Genomic DNA, 24272 nt, shown 5'->3' with positions numbered 1-24272 from the left:
TCCGACGCCGCCGGACGGATACGCATCCACGTCCCCTGGGTCCACTCGAATTCACGGCGCGCCGTCGCGGTGGAAGACACCGTGGACCGGCAACACGGAGGCCCGCCAGCGGCCCTGCTCGACCGGCTTCGTCGTTCCGTGGGCGGTGATGGCCGGCGCGACCACCACGCGGGCCTCGGCCATGTGCTCACCATCGAGCATGAGCACCGTGATGTCCTCGCCCGCCAGGTCGCGGGCCGCCAACTCGGACGGCGCGGTCCCGGCCCGCTTGACAAACCAGCGCGAAATCACCGAGCGGCCAGTCGATTTCGCCTCCTTGTCGGCCAGGATGCCGACTGGCTCGGCGACCCGCTCACGCCGGCGGGTGGCCACCCCGGCGGCCATCGGCTCCATCACCACCCGCGTCAGCACGTCCTCGGCGGCGCCGTGGGTACAGCTCTCCGGCGGCACTTCGTACCGTCGACGGTGCGCACCCGCGGCCGATCCACCGCCACCCGGCGCCCGCTCCCACGCGACCAAGCCGCGACCTCCGCCCTGGCGCATTGCGGCCCGGTTGGGATCGTGCTTGCCGTTCGGTCCGGTCGCCTCGGTGATCTCGGGCTCGAACATCGCGGCCATCACCGCCGGCCCGGGGGCGACGCTCATCGCCGACAGCCCTTCCCGCGCCGGCGATATCGGTCACAGCCAGCACCATCTCCGCCGGCAAATCGGGTAACACGGCGGCATCTGTCGTGCCGGCCGGGCGAACACTGGATACTGTTTTCGGAACGGTCCCTCCTCCTTCTTGATGGTCTACTTGGTGGTTCGCCCGAAAACCGACCATCCGGCAGGACTCAGCTGAGGGACCGCCACCTCACATTCCACGACGACCGGGCCAACCTCTGGCCCTGACATCAGGAAGGCAGGCGATCGTGCGCTTTTCGTCGATATCCGCAATCGAGATTCTCGACTCCCGCGGGCGGCCTACCCTGACGGTGCGGGCGATCCTGCCCGACGGCACCAAGGTGCGTTCGGGAGTGCCGTCCGGCGCGTCGACCGGCAGTCGTGAGGCAGTCGAACTGCGCGACGACGACACCGGGCGCTACGGCGGCCAGGGGGTGCGTCGGGCGGTTGATCACGTCAACGGTCCAATCGCCGACGCGTTGGTCGCACGCTCGTTTGACTCGCTGGATCAGGTCGATCAGACGTTGCGAGAACTTGACGGCACCGCCGACAAGTCCCGTTTGGGCGCTAACGCGATCGTCGGGGTTTCGATGGCTGCGGCACAGGCGTTCGCGCGAGAACACGGACAGCCGTTGTGGCAGTGGCTGACTCCCGACGATGTGACACCTCGGCTACCGGTTCCACATTTCAACGTGGTCAATGGTGGCGTGCATGCGCTCAACAACCTCGACTTTCAGGAATTCATGATCGCTCCCGTCGGTGCGCCGTCGCTGCCGGAGGCGGTCCGCGCCGGCGCCGAGGTGTACCGGCGTCTGCGGTCGGCGCTGGCCGACCGCCGGCTGTCCACCGGGCTCGGCGACGAGGGTGGATTCGCACCCGAAATCGACTCCCCGGAAGACGTTTTGGCGCTGCTCACCGGGGCCATCGACGATGCCGGTTACGCTCTCGGCCGTACCGGTGTCGCTATTGCGCTCGACCCTGCGGCCAGTGAATTTTACCGCGATGGCCGCTACCGGGTGGGCGGTGAATCGCTGAGCAGCGACGAGCTGATCAACCGCTACGTGAGCATCGTCGAGAGATACCCGGTCTGGAGCATCGAGGATGGCATGGGCGAACACGACAGTGCCGGCTGGCAGAAGTTGACCGCAGAGCTGGGTGATCGCGTGCAACTGGTCGGCGACGACAACTTCGTCACCAACGCTGAGGTGATCGCCTCCGCGGTGCGTGCCGGCATAGCCAACGCCGCCTTGATCAAGGTCAACCAGATCGGCACGGTTACTGAAACCCTCGCCGCGCTTGCTGTTTGCCGTGAATCGGGCTACGGCGCGATGATTTCGCACCGCTCCGGCGAGACGGGCGACTCGTTCATCGCCGACCTTGCGGTCGGGTCCGGCTGCGGTCAACTCAAATCGGGCGCGCCCGCGCGCGGGGAACGCGTCGCCAAATACAATCGCCTCCTCGAAATCGCCGCCACCGCAGAGGAACTTTCGTTCGGACTGCCCAATCGGTAACAGACGAGATCAGGGTGACGTGGCGATCACGACGGCGAGCACGGCAAGCACCGCAATGAGCATGTAGGCCATGTACGCATCCAGCCGGCCCGACTGCAGCCGTCGCGCAGATCGCGAGAGGAACAGCACGCCCGCGGCCAACGGCCGGTAGAAGTACCGCTCGACAAGGTCGACGACGGCAACACGATAGGTCAGTCCCATCTCAGTGATGCCGCGGCCGATGGGTTCATCGGCCGTACTGGCCAGTTCCGAGCGGGTGAGCAGCACCGTAGACAGCACCCTGCGGACCGGGTTGGCGTAGGCGAATGAGGTGTAGCCGACTCCGCGGTCGACACCCGGCGACGCCGAGGACCACGGCACCACCCGACGTGTGCGAAACGGGTTTCGGCCGGCGAACAGCGCCGCGAACGCGGCGATGACCGCTGCCATTGCCGGCAACACGATCCACAGCCACGTCGGCGAGAGCGCCGAGAAGTCGGCGAATACCGGCTGCAGTACCCACGGCTCGGCGTTGGCTCCTGCCGACTGATCGCCCACGATCGGCGTCAGACCCAGGCCGATCAGCCGTACTTGCAGCGGCGCGAACGCCGCCGCGCCCAAACAGCCGATTACCAGCACGGCTATGCCCAGACGATACGGCCACTGCCGATCCACCCGGGCACGGTCCGGATCTATCGGCGGCTCGCCGATTCGGGCCGGGCCGAACGCCGTGAGCGCGACGACCCGCACGAACGTGACACCGGCCATCCCGATCGTCAACGCGACCAAGGCCCCGCCCGCCGCGGTGGACAACTGCAGGGCAAGGCTTGATACCCGGAACTGCTGCATCAGCGACTCCAGCGTGAACCACTCCGAGGCGAAGCCGGCGGTCAACGGCAGCCCCGCCAGGGTCAACGACCCGATCACCAGACCGGTTCCGGCCCACGGCAGGCGGCGGACGACACCGCCAAGCCGGTCAAGATCCGTTGTCCCGGTTGCCTGTTCGATTGTCGACGCAGAGACGAACAACGTTGTCTTGCCCAGGGCGTGCGCCATCACCTGCGCGGTGCCGGCCACCAGCCCGGCGGCGATCAACTTCGGCTCACCCGCGACCGCGCCCATCAGGGCGACACCGAAGCCCGCGGTGATCATTCCCGCGTTCTCCACGCTCGACCATGAGATCAGGGCGGTCAAATCGGGATTGACCGCGGCGTGGGCGATTCCCAGGATGGCGGTGACTCCACCGACCACCAGCACGACGCAAGCCAGCCAGACCGGCGGCGCACCCAGCACATCCAGAGTCCGCCACATTCCATAGAAACCTACGTTGACCGCGACACCGGCCATCACCGCGCGCGCCGGTCCAGCCGCGCCGGCATAACCGCGGGGCATCCAGATGTGCGCCGGAACCAAGCCTACTTTGATGCCGAATCCCAGCAGCAGCAGCGCGTAGGCGGCCTTACCGGCCGCACTGTGCGATTCCACCGCGGTGGCGGTGAACACGAAACTATGTGTCCGGCTTGCCAATAGCAGTGCGCCCAGCATCAGCGCTCCACCGCTGGCCTTGCCGAAGACCGCCGTGATGACCGAACCGCCGACTCTGCCGGGCAGTTCGCGGTCATAACCGGACAGCAGATAGAACGCGACGGTCAAGGTCTCCCAACCGAACAGCAGCACAAAAAAGTTGTCGGCGGTGATGACCGTTGCGACAGCGGCCAGCGCGATCGCCACCTCGGCGGGTAATCGCGGCCGGCTGCGGTTGGCCGGCGCCGCGGCGGCTGCCAGGACCGGAATTGCCACCCCGAACGAGATGATCAGGAACAGCCCCGAGAGCGCGTCCACGGTCAGGCTGGCCGGACCGAGACCGGCCAGGCCACCCAGCGCCAGCCGCTCGCCACGACCGGCCACGCCGAACGCACCGGCGATCGTGAACACCATCGCGGCCGCGATATTCGCTGCCCACGCGACACCGCTCAACGCTGCTTGCCCGCCACTGCGGCGGATGAATCCCGCACTCCAGCCGACGACCAAAGCCGCGGCGGTGAGCGCAAAACCGGCGGCGATCATGGTATGCCTGCTGCTCTGCGCGGCGGAACCCTGCCCAGCGCCAACAAGATCCCGTGCAACACGCTGAACGGTGAGGCCGGTGCGCCCGGCACCCAGACGTCGACGGGAACCAGTTCTGAGATGCCGGTACCGCCGATGTAGCCGCCGCCGAGGACTCCACCGCTGATGGCATCGGTGCCGACGGCGATCACCACGGTCGGCGCCGGCATCGCGTCGAGGGTGCGGCGCAGCGGCTCGGCCATTCCGGCCACCCCGATGCCGGTCACCAGCAGGATGTCAGCGTGACGAGGGCTGGCGGTGAAAAAGATACCCAGCCGGTGTATGTCGTAGACCGGGTTGGCCAACGCCTGGATCTCCCACTCGTCGCTGCCGTTGGACCCGGCGTCGACATGACGCAGGTGCACCGAACGTCGCAGCCGTCGCACCCGCCGCGCGACACTTGCGCGCACCTGCTCCAAAGCCTCGTCGGTTTCCTCGACCTCACCCACGACTAACGCTGATCGCATCAATTCAGATGTGGCACAGCCACTTTCCCACGCGAACCGCTCGGGAAACAGGCGGACGCAGCGTCCGCACACGATGCAGCGTCCCCGATCCAGCCGCAGTCCGGAGTCAACCGAGATCGCGTCGGTGGGGCACGCGGCGGCGGCTGCGACGACGTCGTCGTCGTGTGCCGCCGGGTGGGTGTCACCGATCACGCTCACCGCCGCCGCGAATTGGTCGAAGTACTCGTCTTTGCCCTTTGGCCACCGGGTCGTCACGACTCCGTTGCGCAGCCCCCTGAATACCCATGGCATCTACATCGCCACCCCCGCGTAGCACAGCCCGAAACTTGCTTCGATGAACGGAAAGTCGGTGAAGACGTCGCCACCGAACACGTCATGGAAGAGCAGCATGTTGTGGAAGGAAGCGGTGCGGGCGAAGCAACGCCCGATTGTCCCGTCGCGGATCTCCAGGCCGTAGAGCACCTCCCCCTGCGGCGCCTCCGCCCAGCCCAACGCGAAACCGTCGACGGCCGAAACCGGTGCGCACATGGCTGTGTCGGAGATTGCAGACAGACGGTCGCAGGTGCGAGCGATCAGATCGCCGGCGATATCGATTTCGCTCCACCGCACCCGCAGTCGCGCCAGCGCATCGCCGCGGTCGTCGACCGCGGCGCCGTCGACCGGCGGCAGCTCGGTGTAGCCGTCATAGGCGCGCCGCCGGGCGTCGTCGTCACACCCCGATCCGCGGCCCACCGGTCCCAGGGCGCCGTTCGAGGCGGCCAGCATGGGATCGAGGTATCCGGTTCCCCGCAGCCGGTCGAGGAAGGAGGCGTCGACCATCAACGCATCCCGGTCGGCGCGGACCCGGTGCACGATCATGCCGGCCTGCTCGGCGATCGTCGCCGGTTGCAATCGAGGTTCGGCGTTGACACCGCCCGGACACACGACTGAACGGCCAAATCTATTGCCGCACAGCGCAGAAACCAGCCGCAGCACGCATTCCTTGTGCCAGCCGAACCGGGCGGTCGGAACAGCAAGCCCGGAGGCGTCGCAGAGCCGCATCACCACATCGAGGTGGTTGGCGATGCGTTCCAGTTCGGCGTGGACGACCCGCACCATCTGTGCTCGCGGCGGCGGGCTGATATGTCCGAGTGTCTCGACGGCATGGGCGAAAGCAAGCGCATGAGCGACCGAGGCGACCCCCTCGACGCGTTCAGCGACCAGGATCCCGTCTGCCACCGCCAGTGTCTCGAAACGTTTTTCGATACCGCGATGCTTGTAGTGGGGCCGGATGTTCAGATGTGGGATGTCCTCCCCGGGCGTTTCGATGAGGAATTCGATCGACTCGAACACCCCGGAGCGCACCGGCCCGAGCGGCAGGGTGAAGATCCCACCACCGCTGACATCCATGGGTCCGTGCTGTTCGGCGGCACGAGAGTGGACGTGTCGATCCAGCCTGGCCTGTTCGGCGTGCCCCGGGCGCGGCGAGGGTTGCCCCGGTTCGAGGGTCAACAGCAACGGATCCAGCCGCGGGTGCCCGGTCGGCACCACGCCCGACAAGTCGTGCAGCACGCGTTCGTACCAAAACGCGGCCGGCACGTCTGGGGTCAGCGATGCGTAGGGCAGCGATCCGTCGGCGTCCGGCACCACCTCGGTCCGCAGGCAGCTGACCGAGTCGGCACCAACCAGTAACGCGTGCAATTGGACCGCATTCTCGCGATCCGTGCCGTATACGCCCGCGAATCGCTCACCCACCGCGACACGGTCGGCGACCTGCCTACGCCAGTCATTCAGCGACAGGTCGACGACGGTAGTGGTTGGCGCAATACTCACGGCACACCCGCCATCAGCTCGGCGGCACCCTTATTCAGCAGATCAACCAGCTCCGCCGGTGGCGCCACCCCCAGAACAAAAAGGACGAGAACTCCGACGACAACCGGTGCCACCATCCAGCGGTTGGGTTCTCCGCGGCCCAACGGCGGCTGGTCGCCGGCCGGCGCCACCGGCTGCGGCTGGAACAAAATCCGTGTCGTCGCCCACGTCAGACCCATGAACGCCAGGTTGACCAGGATGACCAGGATCACCGTGGCCGCGTTGCGGGCGTGGGCGAAGCCGCCCGACACGATCTCAAACTCGCTGCGGAACAAGCCGAACGGCGGCATCGCCGACAACGCGAATACCGCGGCCAAAAACATCGGGCCCGACCATGGCAGCAGCCAGATACCCCGTGCCATCCGGTCGAGCTCCTTGGTGCCGAACTTACGCACCAACACGCCGGCACCCATGAACGCGCTACCCTTCGCCGCGGCGTGGGCGAGGATATGCAGCAGCACCCCGGTCAACGCTATCGGGGCACCGAAACTGACGCCGATCGCGATGATGCCCATATGTTCAATGCTCGAATAAGCAAGCAGTCGTTTGATATTGCGTTGCTCGAGCAGATACAACGCCGCCAGCAACAACGACAGCACCCCAAAGACCAACAATACGGTCTGGGGGAACCGCGATCCCAACGTGGCGACGGCGATCTGGTAGTAACGCAAGATCGCATAAAAGCTCACCGCCAACAACGATCCCGACAACAGCGCCGACACCGGCGTAGGCGCTTCGGCATGCGCATCGGGCAGCCAGGTGTGCACCGGAAAGAGACCGACCTTGGTGCCGAATCCCACCACCGCCAACACAAACGCCAGACGCACCGGGGTAGCCGGCAGTTGCCCGCCGGCCGCGATCAACGGTTCCAATGCCAGGTCGTAGGCTTCGCCCAGGACGCGTTCGCCCGCGTAGTACATGAAGATGGTGGCCAACAGAGCGATCCCGAGCCCGGATGAGGCGATCAGCACATACTTCCACGCCGCCTCGTTTGCTCCCTCGGTGTTGTCCAGCGCCACCAGCAGCGCCGAGACAACGGTGGTGATCTCGACGGCGATCCACAGCAGAGCGAGGTCGTTGACCAGCGGCGCGCAGATCATCGACCAGGCGAACGCATTCATTCCCAGGTAGAACCGGGTGCTGTGGCGGGCAAACAAGGCCTGCTCTTCGGCAGATGCGGACCGCACAGCACGTGCCTCGTCGCTGAGGTAGCCGACCGAGTAGACCCCGACGACCGCGTACAGAAAGCAGGTACCCAACAAGAAGACGACGGACAGCGCGTCGGCACGCAGGTAGTGCAGGGCCGTGAGGGTGTGGTCGAGACTCGCCGGCACCAAAGCCGCCGCCAGCACCAACGCGACAATTCCGGTCAGCGCCGTCACCGCCGCGCAGACACCATGCGGAGCAACCGCACACACCAGCATCGCCAGCGGCGGCACCACGATCAGCAGCACCATCACCACGGACATCGGCTATCCCCTGAGCCGGTCGAGCGTCGCGGTGGACAGTGATCGTGTTCGCCGGTGATGGGTCCGCATCAACAGTCCGAAAACCACGACGGCCACCAGCAAATCGAACAAGAACGCAACCTCGAGAATGAGCGGCATGCCGGCCGCGATCACAATACTGACCAGCGACGCGCCGTTCTCCAATGAGAAGAATCCGATGGCCTGGCTGACGACGTCACGGCGAACGATCATCAAAACAAACGCCACCAGCACGACTGCAATCGACAGGCTCAGTGCGGCGGCGGGCAGCACATCAGAATGAATACCGAGCACGCCGACCGCGAAAAACCCGAACGCGCTGATCGCGATCGCGATCAGCACCTCGCTCGTCACACCGACCATGCCACTTCCGGCAATCTCGTCGGGCGCCTCTCGCAGCATGCCGAACACCAGCAGCGGCACGACGACGACTTTGAGAAAGAACGACAGCAGAGCCAAGCCGTACAGCTCGGCAACGTGGTGGTGGAATGCGACGACGGCCACCAGCACGCTGACCGCCAGGGACTGTGTGGCATATAGTCGTATCTGTCCACGCAGCAGCGACTGGCGCAGCATACCGAACTCCAGCAACAGCACGATCAGCGCCACGGTGTTCGCGATTCCGCCGTAGACGGTCGGCACAAACTGGTTCTCCGCCAAAGCCATCAGCCACCCCCAAGGTAAAGCGTGAACACCGCCAGAACCGCGAGCAGCAATGCGGCCGAGACGAATTCGGTGATCTTGAATAGCCGCAACTTGGCGTAGCTGTTGTCCAGGACGGCGATGGCGCAGCCAAGCAGGGCGGCCTTGCCCAAGATCGTCGGGATGGCCAGTCCGACCTCGAGCGATGAGGCGCTCCCGGCCATCCCCCAGGGGGCGACGAAGACATTGAGAAAAATGACGTACAGCACGAGTTGTTTGGCGGCTGACCCCCAGTGCAGCAGGGCCAGGTCGGGTCCGGAATATTCGAAGCCGCGGCCCGTTTCAATCATCCCGAACTCGGTGGTACCGGTGTGCGTTTCGACCGGTATCCGCGCGGTTTCATACAAGATCACCATGAACAGCGCAGCCGAAGCGAGCAGGTGTGCGGGCCGCACGATCTGATCGGGGCCGCTTCGCACCGTTGCCGCCAACGCATACGGCAAGTCTGTGGTCGTGATCATCGCCACCGCGAAAAACACGAGCAGCATCACAGGCTCGGTGATCGCGGCGAATGTCTTGGCACGGCTGGACGCTAATTGCGCATACGAGTCGCCGGTTTCGGCCGCACCGACAGCCACGAGGAAGCTGGCGAACGCCAGAATCAGCCCGCCGCCGAGGATGTCACCCATATAACCGAGCGGCAGCGGATAATCGGTGAGAACCGGGATCAGCATCGGAACGGTGAGGTAGCACGCGAAGGACACCACCGGCGCCAGACGGAAAAACGGACCCGCGCCGTTGGGCGTCAGCGATTCCTTGCCGAAAAGCTTGACCAAGTCGAAGTAGGGCTGCATGATTCGTGGACCGCGGCGGCCCTGCAGCCGGGCCTCAAACCAGGCGATGAAGCCACTGATCCCGGGGGCGCCACCGGCAACGGTGGCCACCTGCAATCCTTGAATCAACGGCAGCGGTAGAGCCGTCATCGATCATCGCGCTCCGTGCCCGCGCATGGCGTCACGGTGGCGCCGCCCCGGGGCAACAATGGACAGGTGCCACCTGCGACTCCTTCCTGCGCAGGCACCATCAGTCGGATGACGGTTCGGAAGAGGACTTCCCGGCGGGCACCATCGCCGCCCTGAGTTAACCAACGCTCGTTACGCTTCGCAAGCGCAACGCCCGATGGCCGGCCGGCGACGCATCGCCTAGGCTGGTTTGACGGTCTCTGCACATCTGCAGTGAGGAGGTCACCGTGGCCTTGGTCGTCGGATATGATCCCCACCCCGCGAGCCGAGCTGCGCTGGTGTTCGCCGGTGAACTTGCCGGTGCCCTGAACGTGCCGGTGCATGTCGTGCACGTCGTAGACGGACCGGGTACGCCCGAGCGAGACGCGGACCTGGAACGGCAGCGGGTGGGGGATGCTCTCGGCGGGGCGGACCTGCAGTGGGCGTACCACCGGATAACCGGTGACCCGGCGGAGGTGCTGGTCGAGGCTGCCGACGAGCACTCGGCCCTGATGCTCGTGGTGGGTCGGCCCGAGCACGGTGTCGAAGCGGCCCTCGGACATCTCGTGTCGGGCTCGGTCGCCCGAGACGTGTTGCGCAACAGTCGCCGCCCCGTGGCGGTGGTTCCCGAATACGGCGGAGGCCCCCGATAACGTCGGGGGTCACGCGGGTTCATCTTGCGCGGCACGGCCAGACCGCGCTCAACGCGGACGGGCGGTTGCGCGGGCTGAGCGACCCGCCCTTGGACGACGTCGGCGTCGCCGAAGTCGCGCAGCTTGCTGATGCCCTCGCCGGCAAGGGGCCGACGGCGGTGGTCTGCAGCCCCCTGCAACGGGCTGTTGCAACCGCGCACGCAATCGGCAGGGCGGCGCGCATCCCGGTCACCGCCGACGTCCGGCTCAACGACCGTGATTACCTACCGATGACCGGAGAAAAGCGTGCCGACGTCGAACGGCGTTACGGCAGCGTCGATTCCGCACCGGGTGTCGAACCGCTCACCGCGGTCGCCGAGCGGGCCCGACGGGCGTTTTTTGAGCTGGTGGCCGAACTCGGGCCGGGACCCGTCGTGATGGTGTCCCACGACGCCTTCAATCGAGCCTTGCTGACGGAACTGGATCCGTCGCTGGGGCAGATCGGTCAGCGCACCGCGTGCTGGAATCAGCTGAGCCTGGTCGACGGCACCTGGCGGGTCGACGCCTACGACCTGAAGGCCGACGAGGATCAGCCCGATCGAGTCCCGGCCGGGTGAGCCCAAAGGCGGTTCGCGACATCCGTATCGTGGCGCTGCGCCGGGCCAGCCTGCGACGGAGCCGCACTGCATCGCGTGAGGATGCCCCCGAATAGCGGGTCAGCCGGCAGGCGGATCTTGATGCTGCGATGGGCGTCCGGCGGTGGTTCGGCGGTGAAGCCGGTCTATTGGGGCGGCCGAGGTGTCACAGAGCAGTCTGCGGTGCCCGGCGGCGCAGACGGTGAAGCCAAGCCGACGGGCTTTAGGTGGGGGCTGTGAAGTAGTTCAGCCGGTCGTTGACCCGGGGCCGCACCGCGTTGAGCAGGGCCACCGCCTCGGGCGTGCCTCAGCGCCAGTACAACGCGTCACGGCGCACCAGGTGGTGGTTGTTGTTGTCTTCGAGCGTGACCCTGCCGTTTTTCTGGTCGGACCGCGAGCGGGTAACAAGGATGTCTTTGCCTGCAGCCCAGACGATGGCGTCGTAATCGATGAACCTGTCGCCGTTGTCGAAAGCCAGGCTGATGACCATAACCGGGACCGCTGTGGCCGCCACGACCTCGTCGGGAAGCCTACCCACGTCCTTCGTCGACGCCTCCGCATACGCCCTGGCGTACTTGGCCGTGATCTCCACCCGCGCCGCGATCGACAACCTACTTCCCATGCCCATCGAGCGTCACCGCTTCGCGGGCATTTTTGGTGACGCTTGCCGCGGCCTTCAGTTCCGTCTGCGCGTCCAGTACAGTCTGGTACGGCGTTCCGGGAAGTCTGGTCGGAGATATGTACCCGTTTCCACGCGGTGACGGCTCGACCTGAACACCGCCCAACCCGCCAGGGGTGTGCGCCATCATGAAAACTGCCACGATGCCGAGACCGGCGTCAGCCACCGGTCGCCTGAGCCGGCTCAATTCCAGGTATCTGCGCCCGTCGCAGCCTGCGCGGCGCAAGAAAGCGTTTCCCGTTTCACAGCGTCGATCGTGCCGGCATCTCCGATCCGGACGAGCTCGCGCGCTTAGCTCCGATCAGCGGTCGTAGCCGCCTCTTCGATCTCTCGACGGTGCCAGTTTCCGCTCCCCGAGATCGTTCGCGGTGGTGATGCCGATCGCGACGTGCGGGCTTAAGCACAACCGTGGTGTCGAGGCTTATCCCTCTGGCGCACAGATCATTCAAACAGTACGTCGAAAAATCCTGCAAGGAGGAATGGACATGTCACTGGTCACTGGACGGCCGGAGATGCTGGCGGCAGCCGGCGCCGGGTCTCACACCGCCGCCGCGGCACCTGGCGTGGCCGCAGCACGCTACGGATATCTCCGATGATGCAGTTCGCGATGCTTCCACCGGAGATCAATTCCAGCCGGATATATTCCGGGCCCGGTTCGGAACCGATGCTGGCCGCTGCCGCCGCGTGGTCTGAGCTCGCCACCGAACTCACCTCGGCGGCCGCCGCTTACGAATCGGTGATCGGGGAACTGACCAGCGGGTGGCTGGGTCCGGCAGCAACCGCGATGGCAGGCGCGGCCGCACCCCACGCGGAATGGATGCGAACCACCGCCGGCCAGGCCGAGCACACCGCTGGGCAGGCCCGGGCCGCAGCGGCCGCCTTCGAGACCGCGTTCGTGATGACGGTGCCCCCGTCGGCGATCGCCGCCAACCGCGCCCAACTAGCGCTGCTGGTGGCGACCAATTTCTTCGGTCAGAACACCGCGGCGATCGCGGCGACCGAGGCGCACTACGGCGACATGTGGGCGCAGGACGCCACGGCCATGTACAGCTACGCGAGCAGCTCTGCGGCGGCCTCGACGTTGACGCCGTACACCCCGCCCGCCAAGACAACCGCCGCGAACGGGGCGACCGAGCAGGCCACCGCGGTCACCAAAGCCGTTGGAGTCACGGCCGGTTCGCACGTGACAACGGCAATGTCGTCGATGTCGGCAGCGCTTCAGAATTTCGCATCCACGGGACCGTCGGTGCTGGGTGCGACCGGGGCTGCGGCGGCCGGAACGGCGCCCGCCGCACTGTCAGCACCCGCTCTTGCTGTTGACCCCGCTTTGGCTGCGGCCCTGGCTGGTCTGGGCGCCAACCTTTTCGGCGCGTTCGTGATCGATTCGGTCGGCACGTTCGGCATCGACACGGTCGGTACGTTCGGCATCGACGCCGCCGGCATCGACATCGCTCTGCAAGCTGCGAACATCGAGACGGGAGGCGTGTATCCGGGCTGGGGCAGCACGACCGCCGCAGGCATGGCCGAGGCCGTCCCCGTCGGGAAGTTGTCGGTGCCGCCGGGGTGGGCCGCCGCCGCCCCGGCCTATCGCCCGGTCGCGGTGACGCTGCCAACGGCCGGGGCCGGCTTCCTCCCCGAGGCGTCCGCGGGTGCGTCGGGGAGCGTGTTCGGTGAGATGGCGCTCGCCGGGATGGCCGGGCGTGGCCTCAGCGCAACGATCGGTCCGCGCCGGTCGGAGACCACGCCGCGACGGCCGAAACCGCCTGCGCAGCAGGCCGGTCCGGTGACGAGCATCGCAGCCGAATTGCGCGCACTCGCCGACCTGCGCGACTCCGGCATCCTGACCGACGAGGAATTCACCGAACAGAAACATCGTCTCCTGGACCGGTAGCGCCGGGCCGGGACAGGACCAGGACAGGGCCGGGATACGGCTAGGACGCGATCGAAGTGCTGTCGATGCGCAAACCGTACAAGTCGAGGCTGTGCGGCAACGGCCGGGCCGGATCCAGCCCGGCCCCGGAAACGCTCGGTGTCCCCGCCTGCAGCAGATGCGCGAGCACCGCCTGCCCCAGGAAGACCGACAGGCCCGCACCCGGGCAGCCCTGCGGGCCGTGGCTGAAGAAGTTGTACGACCAGTCCTCGCCGGCGTCTCCGCGCGACCACTCCCCCGGCGAGAAGCTGTCGGCGTAGGGGATGCGGTCGCGGTTGCGGTGGTTGAACACGTTGTAGACGAGCACCTGCCGGCCCGCCGGCAGCGTCGCGCCGCTGGGGAACTCGACGTCGCGGGTGGTCACCCTGCCGAACAGCGCCGTCGTCGGCCACAGCCGCATCGCCTCCAGCAGACACCCGGCGAGATGGTCCAGCGACGCTATCCCGGCCGCCGTCGTGATGTCGGCCCCGGTCATCTCCGCGCGCACCTCGCGCTGATGCTCGTCATGCGTCGACAGCACCGCCAGCGCGCGGAAAACGTTGGCGGCCAACGTGTCTCCCATCGCGAACAGCCAGTGCACCACCTGACCGGCCGGCTCGGTGCCGGACGGCAGCGGCGCGCCGGCGACCAGCGAGGCGAGGCTGCCGGGCGCCTGGGCACCGAGATGGCCCGCGAGGAGCCCGATGAACTCGTCGTATCGGGCGGCCGGCTTGCCCGGCATCGAGTTGCCCGCGGACATCAGCTCACCCAGCAGGTCGGTCAGGTGGGTGTCGTCGGCGGCGGTGTCGCCGAACACCACACGTCGCGTCATCTTCTGGAATGCCCGATTGAACGCCGGCCAGGTCATCGGGCGCTGCGCGAGTTCGTCGGCCGTCTCGGTCGCGACGGCGACGAACGGCTGCGCCAACCGGTGCAGCGGCTTGCCGGTGTCCAGCACGGCCTCGGCGAACCGGCGGCGCTGTGCCCAGACCTCGCCGCGCGAAATCGTCAGCGCCTCCGGCTGAAACGCGGCCATGCCTTTGCGTTTCGGTTCGGGATCCGAGGCGAACGGGTCCGGCGACCCGCCCAGGACGAACTTCAGGTCGTCCGGGTGGGTGAGCAGCAGAGCCTCGTCGCGGGCGACGCGCACGTAGAACGGTCCGGGACCGTGGCTGCGCACCATCCCCGCCACCAGGCGGTAGCCGAGATGGTCGGCACCCACCCGCGAGGCGATCCGGCTCGGCAGCTCCCGCTTGGAGAACAGCCCCAGAATGATGTTGGGAGCGCCGACCTGCGCGGTGAAGCGAATACCCTCCAGCGCCGAGGCGTGCGGGAAGTCGTCAGGCATCGCCGCTAACCCCACGGCATGTAGGCGCGCACCGAATCGGCGAGCGCGACGATGGGGTTTTTCTTCCCGGGCGCCGGCGCGCCCAGTCGCGGCCACGGCGCGAACACTCGCTCCACGTCGCCGATCACCGGCTGCAGTTCCGGATAGTGCCGCAGCAGAACGTCCTTCATCGACATGCGGTTCACCCAATCGAAGCCGACCTGCGTGTACACCTCTGGCCGGAAGTCGTCGGTGAAGAAGCGGTCGCTCTTGAGCCGCCGCGACGCCATGAGGATGAAGATGCGGAACGCGGTGTCGGAGAACCCGAAACCTTTCGGCGGCTTCTCGGCCTGCAGGCCGATCTGCAGGTCGACGCTGTCGACGTCGCCGTTGTAGGTTTCGTTGATCTCCTTGGCCCACTGCTTGTTCGGGGTCATCTCGTCGATGCTCCTGAACCGCGGCATGTGCAGCGCTTCCCGGAAGTCGTTGTACCGCGGCACGCCGCGCTCACGGTCACGCACGATGTCGAGCGTGGCCAGATCGGTGATCTGGCCGTCGATGCGGGTCAGCTGGCGTAATGCGTTGGGGTAGTTGTGCAGGCACACCGCGCCGGCACTGGCCAGGCCGAACGAGTACCACATGTCGCCCATCTCCATGCGATCCATGAAGTCACGCGTGTGCCGGCCCTGAAGCTCGGTGAAGTAGCGGTGCTCGAGGTGCTCTCCCGACGACAGCGAGAAGAAGTTCCAGTCGTCGGGGATCAACGGGTGCATCCGATAGACCGCGACGAACTCCTCGGTCAGCGAGAACGGCCCCGAGTGGTGGTCGGTCGGCGATCCGACGATGCCGGAGAGCGCCTCGCTGTCACCGATGCGGCCGAACCGATCCTTGAACGTCTCACCCAGGGCGCCATACCAGTTCGCGTTCATCCCGATCTGCAGCGCCGGGTGGCGCAGCACGCACGTCGTCCACTCCACGGTGTGGATCTTGGCGATCAGCGCCGAGGTCACCAGCACGGCCACCTCGAACAGCCGCTGGTCGTCGAAGCTCGGGTAGGCCTTCTTCAGGGCGTCGCACACCGCGTTGTGCTCGCGGGCGAACAGCGTGTGCAGCAATCCGACACCCACCCAGTAGTTTTCCCGCATACCGGTCAGGTCGACGCCGGGGATGTCACTCTTCAGCAGCCGGCCGTCGTCGCCGACTTTGATCTTGCCGTCGACGAACGTGCGGACCTCGGCTTGCCGCTCCGTGCCGCTGCCGTAGATTTGCGACCCGTCCCACCAGTGGGTTTCGACGTTGCCGAACACCGGCGCCGGGCAGCCCTCGACGATCTCACCGCGGATCGGGATCGTGCAGCGAATCCGCATGGGATTCTCCGGGAAGTCGTCGCCGTCGCGCAGCGGGACGTCGATGGTCTTCTCCGGCACGCCGTCGCCGTGGAAGAACCAGTTGTGGTTCTCGAACTGCAACCACGCGGCGGCCAGCGCGTTGATGATGCCGGCGGGCTTGAACTCGTCGCGCGCCATCAGCCGGCGACTGATCACCCGCGGGTCGGGGTCGAGCAGCCGCGTGGTCTGCGGCACGGTCATCGACAGGGGCACGTTGCGGCCGAAACCCGAGCCCTGCGAGCCCATCCAGGGCTCGGACAGGTCGTTGAACGTGCCGTCGGGCGTGCGGGCGCGCACGGCCTGCTCGGTGGGCTCGCCGAGGTCCTCCTTGGGCCTGATGCCGTCGGCCTCGAACAGGTTCTTCTTGCGCAGATCGTCGCGAGCCGCGGCCAGCTCCTTGATCTGCAGGAGCAACGACGGCTGCTCGTACCATTGGCGACTCATTGCGGTTCCCCGTTTCCCTGGTAGCTGGTTCCCTGGTAGCTGCGACTCGACTCAGCGAGGCATGCGCAGCGCAAAATAACCGATCTTGGTGTAGGTGTCCCCGGAGTTGAACAAGATTTTGCCCAGGTACGCCCCGCTGACGAGTTCGACGAGCTCGTCGCGGATGCTGCGGATGATCAGCCGGGGGTTCTTCTCGACGTCGGCGTAGTCGATGACCATCACCTGCCGGTCCGGGTCGTCCTTGCCCGCCTCGACGTAGGTCGTGAAGTCGAACGCCAGCTTGCCCGCCTCGGCGTCGCGCATCGAGTACAGCGGCCAGAGCAGCTTGGACACCAGGCCGGTGCTGCGGGTCAGCCGGTTGTCCCCGGTGGCGGCGTCGACGTCGAAACGCTTGCCCTGCCACGGCATCCACAACGCGGTGACCGCGCGCACCGCGGCGTCCAGCGCCGGGTTCGTCGTGGTCATCACCAGGATGCCTTCGGTCGGGCCGTCCAGGTCGGTGGGTGGGGTGCCCAGCCGGAACAGCTCGTTGAGCTCGGCGTCGGCGCCGGCCGCATCGGACTTGGCGCGTTTGGAGAGCTCCGCGATCCACGCCCAGGCCGCGTCTGCCGCGCCGGCCGGATGCTTGTGCACCGAGTCGCGCAGCCAGTCCAGTCGGGCTTGGACATCGGTGGCCGCCGTGCCGCGCTTGTTCGCCATCTGCGTCTCCTGCCGCCGTCTGGACCGGGCGACCCTGATGGTAGTGACCCCGATCACGCCGCGCGGCCTTTCGGGCAAGACTGCGCCGCCGCGCACCTCGTTGCCGGCCGCTTAGCGGGTCAGCAGGGCGAGGCACTCCACGTGGTGGGTCAGCGGGAACGCGTCGAACACCCGGATCGTCTCGACGGCGTAGCCGTGCCCGCGGTACAAGCCGATGTCACGAGCGAAAGACGCTGCCTCGCAACCGATGTGCACCACCCGCGGGACCCCGGCCGCGGCCAGCAGATCGATCACCTCGCGCCCGGCACCCGACCGGGGCGGGTCCAGGACGGCCACGTCGGCCCGGCGGTGCTGCCCGGCCAGCGCCCGGCGCACCGAATCGGTGACCACCGACACCTGCGGCAGGTCGGCCAGTGCCGCCTGCGCGGCCCGCGACGCCGCCCGTGAGGTGTCCACGGTCAGCACCCGTCCCGACTCCCCCACTGCCTCGCCCAGCGCGGCGGCGAAGACCCCGACGCCGCCGTAGAGGTCCCAGGCCGTCGTCCCGGGCGCGGGCTGAGCCCACCGGGTGACCAGCGCGCTGTAGACCCGCGCGGCGTCGCGGTGCGCCTGCCAGAAGCCCGTCACCGGCGCCCGCCAGCTGCGGAGCCCTGCCCGCTGCACGGCGTAGTAGCTGCCTTCGACCACCTCGGTGCGGCTGTGCCGGCCCTGTCGCGCGGTGCGCACCACATGCCGGCGTGCGTCGTCGTCGACGGCGACGTGCAGGTGGGCGCCCGGCGGCCATCCGGGGACCGCCAGACCGTCGGTCAAACCCGCGCACAGCTGGCCGCAGCGCAGGTCGGTGACCAGTTCGTCGCTGTGATAGCGGTGAAAGCCGGCGCGGCCGTCGGCGCCGACGTCCAGGCGGATCCGGGTGCGCCACCCGGTCGGCCCGGTCGCCGACACGGGTTCGGCCGTGCCGTTCCACGCCTGGCCGCCGAGGCGGTCGAGCTGGTTGGTCACCACGTGCGCCTTGAGGACGCGCGCCGCCGCGGGTCCGGCGAACGCCAGATCGCAGCACCCGGCCCCGTCCACACCCGCGATCGGGCACAACGACGGCACCCGGTCGTCCGACGGCTCGATCACCTCGACGGCCTCGGCGTGCCAGTACGCGCCACGGTCGGCGGTCACCCGTGCCCGCACCCGCTCACCGGGCAGCGCGTAGCGCACGAACACCACCCGGCCGTCGTGACGCGCCACGCAGCTGCCGCCGTTGGCGGGCGCGCCGACGCTCAACGTCAGCACACTCGGTTCGACGGTCAATCGAAGATTCCCCGACGGGCATCCCCCGGGGCGACATGCGGATGCAGCGTTTTCAGACGTTCCGACGAACTCAACTGCCACGGAACCGAAGTCACCATCACACCCGGCATGAACAGCAGCCGTCCCTTCAGTCGGAACGCGCTCTGGTTGTGCAGCAACTGTTCCCACCAGTGGCCCACGACGTATTCCGGAATGAACACCGTCACCACGGTGCGCGGCGATTCCTTGCTGACCCGTCTGACATAGTCGAGCACCGGGCGGGTGATTTCACGATACGGCGAGGCGATGACCTTGAGCGGCACACTGATATCGCTATCCTCCCAATTGCGCACCAACTCGCGGGTTTCCGCGTCGTCGACACTGACCGTGATGGCCTCCAGCGAGTCGGGGCGGGTGGCCCGCGCGTAGGCCAACGCTCGCAGGGTGGGCAGATGCAGCTTGGAGACCAGTACCAGGGCATGGTTGCGGCTGGGCAACACCCCGGCGTCCTCGGCGGCAGCCTGCTCGTGCAGCTCGGTGCTCACCGCGTCGTAGTGCTTGCGGATCAGCTTCATCAGCGCGAACAACCCCGCCATGGCCACGACGGCGATCCAGGCGCCGGCCAGGAATTTCGTCACCAGCACGACCAGCAGCACCGTGCCCGTGGCCAGGAAGCCGATGGTGTTGACCACCCGGGAGCGCAGCATCTGGTGCCGGGTTCCCGGCTCAGTCTCGTTGCGCAGCAGCCGAGTCCAGTGCCGGACCATGCCGATCTGACTGAGCGTGAACGAGATGAACACCCCGACGATGTAGAGCTGAATCAGCGCCGTCACCTGCGCGTGGAACGCGATGATCGCTGCGAGTGCAGCCACCGACAAAAACGCGATCCCGTTGGAAAAAGCCAGCCGGTCGCCGCGGGTGTGCAGCTGGCGAGGCAGGTAACTGTGTTGGGCCAGAACCGATCCCAGCACCGGAAAGCCGTTGAATGCCGTGTTGGCCGCCAGCACCAGGATGAGCGCAGTCACCGCGGCGATCAGCAGAAAACCGACGTGGAAGCTGCCGAACACCACTTCCGCCAGCTGGGCGACCAGAGTCTTCTGCTGGTAGTCCGCCGGCGTGCCCATCAGCTGTGTGGCGGGATCGTCGACAATTTGGACCCCGGTCTTCTGGGCCAGCACGATGATGCCCATGAACAGCGTCACGGCGGTCAGTCCCAGCATCAGCAATGTCGTCGCGGCGTTGCGTGACTTGGGTTTCCGGAACGCGGGAACACCATTGCTGATCGCCTCCACACCGGTCAGCGCTGCGCATCCCGACGAGAACGACCGGGCCACCATAAACACCAGCGCGAAGCCGACCACCTTGCCGTGCTCGGCATGCATCTCGAAACCGGCGGACTCGGCACGCAGCCGGTCACCGAACACGTAGATCCGGCACAGCCCCCAGGCCAGCATGGCACCGACGCCGAAGATGAACGCATACGTCGGAATCGCAAAGGCCGCACCGGATTCCCTCACACCGCGTAGGTTCACTGCCATCACCAGCAGGATTGCGCCGACACAGAACAGCACCTTGTGCTCGGCCACCACCGGCAGCGCCGAGCCGATGTTCGACATAGCCGACGCCGTCGAAACCGCAACGGTGAGGACGTAATCAACCATCAGCGCGCTGGCCACCGTCAACCCCGCGTTGGCCCCGAGGTTGGTGGTGACCACTTCGTAGTCGCCTCCGCCCGACGGGTAGGCGTGCACGTTCTGCCGGTAGCTGGCCACCACGATGAGCATGACGGCCGCCACCGCCAGGCCGATCCACGGCGTCAGCGAGTACGCCGCGAGGCCCGCCACCGAGAGCATCAGGAAGACCTCCTCGGGGGCGTAGGCCACCGAGGACAGCGCGTCGGAGGCGAACACCGGCAAGGCGATCCGCTTGGGCAGCAGCGTGTGGCTCAACCGGTCGCTGCGAAACGGCCGACCCAGGACCAGGCGCCGCGCCGCAGTCGAAAGTTTGGACACGAGAGCCAAGAGTAAGCCCACCGCGTGGCGGCGGTAGCGTTCCCTGCACGATAATGTCGTGGGCCCGAATCGGCCGGCTGTGAGGCTGGCGACGGGCCCGGCACACGCGAAAGGACCGCAGGGTGCGGGTAGTGGTGATGGGATGCGGCCGGGTGGGGTCCTCGGTTTCCGAGGGGCTGTCCCGGATCGGGCACGACGTCGCCGTCATCGACCGCGACAGCACCGCCTTCAATCGGCTCAGCCCGGAATTCGCCGGCCGACGGGTACTGGGCCTGGGCTTCGACCGCGACGTGCTGCTGCGCGCCGGCATCGAGGAGGCCGACGCTTTCGCGGCGGTGTCGTCGGGAGACAACTCCAACATCATCTCGGCCCGGCTCGCCCGGGAAACGTTCGGCGTGCAACGGGTGGTGGCCCGCATCTACGACGCCAAACGCGCCGCGGTCTACGAGCGGCTCGGCATCCCGACCATCGCCACCGTGCCGTGGACCACCGATCGGCTGCTCAACGCGCTCACCCGGGAGTCGGAGACCACCAAGTGGCGGGACCCGACCGGAACCGTCGCCGTCGTCGAGGTGGTGCCGCACGAGGGCTGGGTGGGTCGCCCGCTCGCCGACCTGGAGGCGGCCACCGCCGCCCGGGTGGCGTTTTTGGTCCGCTTCGGCACCGGGGTGCTCCCCGAACCGAAGACGGTCGTCCAGGCCGGCGACCAGGTGTACGTGGCGGCCATCGCGGGCCGTGCCGCCGAGGCGATAGCGATCGCTGCGTTGCCGCCGAGTGAGGACTTCGACTCGTGACGCGCCGACGGGACGCTCGCGGGTCGACTCGCAGGGTTGAGGGGTGGCGCAGATGAAGGTGGCGATTTCCGGAGCGGGCGCGGTGGGCCGCTCGATCGCGCGCGAGCTCGTCGAAAACGGCCACGAGGTGACGCTCATCGAGCGCAACCCCGATCACCTGGACGTCGACGCCATCCCCGCCGCCCACTGGCAGCTCGGCGACTCGTGCGAGCTGAGCCTGCTGGAGTCGGTGCATCTGGAGGATTCCGACGTCGTGATCGCCGCCACCGGCGACGACAAGGCCAACGTGGTGCTGAGCCTGCTGGCCAAGACCGAGTTCGCGGTACCCCGCGTGGTGGCCCGGGTCAACGACCCGCGCAACGAATGGCTGTTCACCGACGCCTGGGGGGTGGACGTGGCGGTCTCCACCCCGCGGATGCTGGCCTCCCTGGTCGAGGAGGCGGTCGCGGTCGGGGATCTGGTGCGGCTGATGGAGTTCCGCAAGGGTCAGGCCGGCCTGGTCGAGATCACCCTGCCCGACGACACGCCGTGGGGCGGCAAGCCGGTGCGCAAACTGCAGTTGCCGCGCGACGCCGCGCTGGTGACGATCCTGCGCGGGCCCCGGGTCATCGTGCCGCAGGCCGACGAGCCGCTGGAGGGCGGCGACGAACTGCTCTTCGTCGCCGTCACCGAGGTCGAGGAGCAGCTGCGCCAGCTGCTGCTGCCGCGGGATTGACCGGCTCCGGCGCCAGCGCGCGTCGCGTCGCCCTGATCGCCAGGTAGGTCGCCGACGCCGCGACCGCGGTCAGCGGCCAACCCATGCCCAGACGCGCCACCGCCAGCCAGCCCGTCTGATCGGCGTTGTAGAGCAGCCGCTGCACCACGAACCGGGCGCCGAACACCGCCGCCCAGGTCAGGGTGGCCGCGTCGAACGCGTACACCGCACGGCGAACGGTGCGCCATCGGCGGTCGTGCCCGCCGGCCCAGCTCCACAGGTAGCCGACGATGGGCCGGCGGGCCAGCACGGACAGCGCGAACACCACCGCCCACAGCAACGACACCCAGATGCCGAGCAGGAAGTACCCCTTGGACGCCCCCAGCAGGTAGGCGACGAGGGCGCAGACGGCGACGCCGACGAACCCGAACACCGCCGGCCGGGTGGAGCCGCGCCGGAGCAGCCGCCACAGCAGGACCAGCGCCGCGACGCCGAGCGCGCAGCCGACCGCCGGCAGCAGCCCCAGCGAGCTGGACGCCGCCGCGAACACCACGACGGGCAGCGACGAGTAGACCACCCCGCTGACGCCACCCAGCTCGGCCAGTATCCGTTCGGCGACGTGCTGGTCAGCAGCCACGGGCGGACTTTCGTTCCCGGCTGGCTGCGCCCCGGTCGGCGCCCCTCACCGCTGAATCTCGTAATGCGGGTTGTAAATCGCCTTGGTGCCGTTCTCCAGCGTGCCCAGCCGGCCCCGGACCCGCAGGGTGCGCCCGGAGTCGATGCCGGGGATCCGGCGCTGCCCCAGCCAGACCAGGGTGACGGTGTCGGTGCCGTCGAAAAGCTCGGCGCGGACGCCGCCGGAGCAGCCCTTGGCGTTGGTTTCCACGCTGCGCAGCGTGCCGACCATGGTCACCTCCTGGCCCCGCTGGCAGTCGATCGCGCGCTGCGCGCCGGTGTTGACGAATTCGTCGGACAGTTCCTCGGCGTCACGTTGCTCGGGGTCCTCCGTCAATCGACGGGTGAGCCGGCGCAGATACCCTTCGGCCGTCGCCATCACCTCTCCTGGACACTTCCGCCGACCCGCGCGCAACATCCGGTGCGGGTGGAGCAGCCGATTGCGGTTCTGCCACCGGCCACCGTAGACCTGTTGGTTGCGTCGCGCCACGCGAACCGCGGGGTGCGACCAGGATGCTTGACGGCGACCGGCAGGATCAGGGCGTGGGTGTCGACCTGGGCGGTGTGACGACCGTCCTGCTGCCGGGAACCGGGTCCGACGACGACTACGTCTACCGGGCCTTTTCCGGCCCCCTGCGCGGTGTCGGCGCGGTGCTGGTGGCGCCGGCGCCGCGGCCGGCCACGCTGGTCGAGGGCTACCTGACGGCCCTCGACGACGCCGCACGACACGCCGCGATCGCGGTCGGGGGTGTCTCGATCGGCGCCGCGGTGGCCGCGGCGTGGGCTCTGCGGCATCCCGATCGCGCGGTGGCGGTGCTGGCCGCGTTGCCCGCCTGGACCGGCGCACCGGGCGAGGCTGCCGCCGCACTGGCAGCGCGGCACTCCGCCGGCCTGCTGCGACGGGACGGGCTGGCCGTCTCGACGACCCGGCTGCGCGAGTCCAGCCCGGCCTGGTTGGCTGACGAGCTCGCCCGGTCGTGGCGGGCGCTGTGGCCGCAGCTGCCGCACGCCATGGAGGAGGCGGCGGCCTATGTCGCGCCCAGCCGCGCGGAGCTTTCCCGGCTGGCCGCCCCGTTGGGGGTCGCTGCCGCCACCGACGACCCGATCCACCCGCTGCAGGTCGGTCTCGAGTGGGTGGGCGCCGCGCCCCGTGCCGGGCTGCGCACCGTGACGCTCGATCAGATCGGCGCCGACCCCGCCGCGCTCGGCGCTGCCTGCCTGGCGGCGCTCGCCGAGGCGTCCTGAGCCCGGACCGATCTAGCCGCCTGTCGTGCTGCGCAGCTGCTGCATCGCCGACCCGGCGGCGCTGCGACGTTCGCCGGGCGCCATCGCGCCCTCCTGGACTGCGGCCTGTTGCGCGGCTGCCTCGCGCAGCTGAGCCACCATCGGCTCGGGC

21 protein-coding genes, 1 pseudogene and 1 riboswitch are annotated in these 24272 nt (G+C 67.9%); of the genes and pseudogenes, 7 read left to right on the top strand and 15 right to left on the bottom strand.

Features of this window, described 5'->3' with window-relative positions; translation table 11 throughout:
• Window positions 1-120 precede the first annotated feature (120 nt).
• Window positions 121-823 (bottom strand): annotated as a pseudogene (locus tag ABDW21_RS09025) (IS256 family transposase); the annotation flags it as partial.
• 88 nt (window positions 824-911) lie between these two features.
• Between ABDW21_RS09025 and eno the strand changes: the two are divergent.
• Window positions 912-2174 carry a phosphopyruvate hydratase gene (eno, locus tag ABDW21_RS09020; RefSeq protein ID WP_343601100.1) on the top strand — a complete coding sequence of 421 codons (1263 nt, stop codon included), beginning with the start codon at window positions 912-914 and terminating at the stop codon, window positions 2172-2174.
• A 9-nt stretch (window positions 2175-2183) separates the two neighbouring features.
• Here eno and ABDW21_RS09015 read toward each other — a convergent pair whose 3' ends face one another.
• From ABDW21_RS09015 to ABDW21_RS08990, 6 genes are all read right to left on the bottom strand, one after another.
• The gene (locus ABDW21_RS09015; protein ID WP_343710327.1) at window positions 2184-4220 is read right to left on the bottom strand and encodes a proton-conducting transporter membrane subunit; all 2037 of its coding nucleotides are present in this window, start codon (window positions 4218-4220) and stop codon (window positions 2184-2186) included.
• Window positions 4217-4981: a ferredoxin gene (locus ABDW21_RS09010; protein WP_343601098.1), complete on the bottom strand. Its 765-nt coding sequence runs from the start codon at window positions 4979-4981 to the stop codon at window positions 4217-4219. Before ABDW21_RS09010 ends, ABDW21_RS09015 begins: the two co-directional genes overlap by 4 nt.
• 36 nt (window positions 4982-5017) lie before the next feature.
• Window positions 5018-6460 (bottom strand): NADH-quinone oxidoreductase subunit C, encoded by a 1443-nt coding sequence (locus ABDW21_RS09005; RefSeq protein WP_343601097.1) that lies wholly within the window; start codon window positions 6458-6460, stop codon window positions 5018-5020.
• Between the two features lie 74 nt (window positions 6461-6534).
• Complete coding sequence (locus ABDW21_RS09000) at window positions 6535-8046, bottom strand: proton-conducting transporter membrane subunit (protein WP_343601096.1); 1512 nt, start codon at window positions 8044-8046, stop codon at window positions 6535-6537.
• 3 nt (window positions 8047-8049) lie between these two features.
• Window positions 8050-8673 (bottom strand): hydrogenase, encoded by a 624-nt coding sequence (locus ABDW21_RS08995; protein ID WP_343601095.1) that lies wholly within the window; start codon window positions 8671-8673, stop codon window positions 8050-8052.
• Between the two features lie 56 nt (window positions 8674-8729).
• Window positions 8730-9689 (bottom strand): NADH-quinone oxidoreductase subunit H, encoded by a 960-nt coding sequence (locus ABDW21_RS08990; RefSeq protein ID WP_343710326.1) that lies wholly within the window; start codon window positions 9687-9689, stop codon window positions 8730-8732.
• An 84-nt stretch (window positions 9690-9773) separates the two neighbouring features.
• A riboswitch (Fluoride riboswitch) is annotated at window positions 9774-9847 on the bottom strand.
• A gap of 108 nt (window positions 9848-9955) precedes the next feature.
• On the opposite strand from ABDW21_RS08990, the gene ABDW21_RS08985 reads away from it, so the two are divergent.
• Both ABDW21_RS08985 and ABDW21_RS08980 read left to right on the top strand, forming a co-directional pair.
• Window positions 9956-10360: a universal stress protein gene (locus ABDW21_RS08985; RefSeq protein ID WP_343601093.1), complete on the top strand. Its 405-nt coding sequence runs from the start codon at window positions 9956-9958 to the stop codon at window positions 10358-10360.
• Window positions 10339-10956, top strand: a complete 618-nt coding sequence (locus tag ABDW21_RS08980) for a histidine phosphatase family protein (protein ID WP_343601104.1) — start codon at window positions 10339-10341, stop codon at window positions 10954-10956. The genes ABDW21_RS08985 and ABDW21_RS08980 overlap by 22 nt, the downstream gene beginning before the upstream one ends.
• 325 nt (window positions 10957-11281) lie before the next feature.
• Here the strand turns inward: ABDW21_RS08980 and ABDW21_RS08975 are convergent, their stop codons facing one another.
• Window positions 11282-11596 (bottom strand): hypothetical protein, encoded by a 315-nt coding sequence (locus ABDW21_RS08975; protein WP_343601092.1) that lies wholly within the window; start codon window positions 11594-11596, stop codon window positions 11282-11284.
• Between the two features lie 652 nt (window positions 11597-12248).
• Here ABDW21_RS08975 and ABDW21_RS08970 point away from each other — a divergent pair.
• Entirely contained in the window at window positions 12249-13544 is a 1296-nt protein-coding gene (locus ABDW21_RS08970; protein WP_343601103.1) for a PPE domain-containing protein, read from the top strand.
• Window positions 13545-13584: 40 nt separating this feature from the next.
• Here ABDW21_RS08970 and ABDW21_RS08965 read toward each other — a convergent pair whose 3' ends face one another.
• The 5 genes from ABDW21_RS08965 to ABDW21_RS08945 form a co-directional block, all read right to left on the bottom strand.
• Window positions 13585-14910 carry a cytochrome P450 gene (locus ABDW21_RS08965; protein WP_343601091.1) on the bottom strand — a complete coding sequence of 442 codons (1326 nt, stop codon included), beginning with the start codon at window positions 14908-14910 and terminating at the stop codon, window positions 13585-13587.
• Between the two features lie 5 nt (window positions 14911-14915).
• Window positions 14916-16721, bottom strand: a complete 1806-nt coding sequence (locus ABDW21_RS08960) for a peroxidase family protein (RefSeq protein ID WP_343601090.1) — start codon at window positions 16719-16721, stop codon at window positions 14916-14918.
• A 51-nt stretch (window positions 16722-16772) separates the two neighbouring features.
• On the bottom strand, window positions 16773-17420 hold the full coding sequence (locus ABDW21_RS08955; RefSeq protein ID WP_343601089.1) for a hypothetical protein: 648 nt from the start codon (window positions 17418-17420) through the stop codon (window positions 16773-16775).
• A 111-nt stretch (window positions 17421-17531) separates the two neighbouring features.
• Window positions 17532-18722 carry a TRAM domain-containing protein gene (locus ABDW21_RS08950; protein WP_343601088.1) on the bottom strand — a complete coding sequence of 397 codons (1191 nt, stop codon included), beginning with the start codon at window positions 18720-18722 and terminating at the stop codon, window positions 17532-17534.
• On the bottom strand, window positions 18719-20713 hold the full coding sequence (locus ABDW21_RS08945; RefSeq protein WP_343601087.1) for an APC family permease: 1995 nt from the start codon (window positions 20711-20713) through the stop codon (window positions 18719-18721). Before ABDW21_RS08945 ends, ABDW21_RS08950 begins: the two co-directional genes overlap by 4 nt.
• Window positions 20714-20835: 122 nt before the next feature.
• Between ABDW21_RS08945 and ABDW21_RS08940 the strand changes: the two genes are divergently transcribed.
• Together ABDW21_RS08940 and ABDW21_RS08935 are read left to right on the top strand one after the other, a co-directional pair.
• Window positions 20836-21507, top strand: a complete 672-nt coding sequence (locus ABDW21_RS08940) for a TrkA family potassium uptake protein (protein WP_343601086.1) — start codon at window positions 20836-20838, stop codon at window positions 21505-21507.
• Between the two features lie 52 nt (window positions 21508-21559).
• A complete protein-coding gene (locus ABDW21_RS08935) occupies window positions 21560-22222 on the top strand; it encodes a TrkA family potassium uptake protein (protein WP_343601102.1) in 663 nt (220 codons plus the stop codon).
• Here the strand turns inward: ABDW21_RS08935 and ABDW21_RS08930 are convergent.
• Window positions 22173-22838: a DUF3159 domain-containing protein gene (locus ABDW21_RS08930; protein ID WP_343601085.1), complete on the bottom strand. Its 666-nt coding sequence runs from the start codon at window positions 22836-22838 to the stop codon at window positions 22173-22175. The genes ABDW21_RS08935 and ABDW21_RS08930 overlap by 50 nt on opposite strands.
• A gap of 45 nt (window positions 22839-22883) precedes the next feature.
• Complete coding sequence (locus ABDW21_RS08925; RefSeq protein ID WP_343601084.1) at window positions 22884-23255, bottom strand: OB-fold nucleic acid binding domain-containing protein; 372 nt, start codon at window positions 23253-23255, stop codon at window positions 22884-22886.
• A 164-nt stretch (window positions 23256-23419) separates the two neighbouring features.
• On the opposite strand from ABDW21_RS08925, the gene ABDW21_RS08920 reads away from it, so the two are divergent.
• Complete coding sequence (locus ABDW21_RS08920; RefSeq protein WP_343710328.1) at window positions 23420-24121, top strand: alpha/beta hydrolase; 702 nt, start codon at window positions 23420-23422, stop codon at window positions 24119-24121.
• Window positions 24122-24272 lie beyond the last annotated feature (151 nt).

Origin of the sequence: Mycobacterium sp., assembly GCF_039583805.1 — a bacterium.
GTDB lineage: Bacteria > Actinomycetota > Actinomycetes > Mycobacteriales > Mycobacteriaceae > Mycobacterium.
The sequence above is the reverse complement of the archived record's forward strand: the minus strand, read 5'-3'. Positions and strand labels throughout refer to the sequence as shown.

Bases quoted from the DNA above. Each gene is read 5' to 3' on its own strand.
- ABDW21_RS09015 (WP_343710327.1), bottom strand. From the start codon at position 4,220: ATGATCGCCGCCGGTTTTGCGCTCACCGCCGCGGCTTTGGTCGTCGGC.
- ABDW21_RS09000 (WP_343601096.1), bottom strand. From the start codon at position 8,046: ATGTCCGTGGTGATGGTGCTGCTGATCGTGGTGCCGCCGCTGGCGATG.
- ABDW21_RS08990 (WP_343710326.1), bottom strand. From the start codon at position 9,689: ATGACGGCTCTACCGCTGCCGTTGATTCAAGGATTGCAGGTGGCCACC.
- ABDW21_RS08975 (WP_343601092.1), bottom strand. From the start codon at position 11,596: ATGGGAAGTAGGTTGTCGATCGCGGCGCGGGTGGAGATCACGGCCAAG.
- ABDW21_RS08970 (WP_343601103.1), top strand. From the start codon at position 12,249: ATGCAGTTCGCGATGCTTCCACCGGAGATCAATTCCAGCCGGATATAT.
- ABDW21_RS08965 (WP_343601091.1), bottom strand. From the start codon at position 14,910: ATGCCTGACGACTTCCCGCACGCCTCGGCGCTGGAGGGTATTCGCTTC.
- ABDW21_RS08960 (WP_343601090.1), bottom strand. From the start codon at position 16,721: ATGAGTCGCCAATGGTACGAGCAGCCGTCGTTGCTCCTGCAGATCAAG.
- ABDW21_RS08955 (WP_343601089.1), bottom strand. From the start codon at position 17,420: ATGGCGAACAAGCGCGGCACGGCGGCCACCGATGTCCAAGCCCGACTG.
- ABDW21_RS08935 (WP_343601102.1), top strand. From the start codon at position 21,560: ATGAAGGTGGCGATTTCCGGAGCGGGCGCGGTGGGCCGCTCGATCGCG.
- ABDW21_RS08925 (WP_343601084.1), bottom strand. From the start codon at position 23,255: ATGGCGACGGCCGAAGGGTATCTGCGCCGGCTCACCCGTCGATTGACG.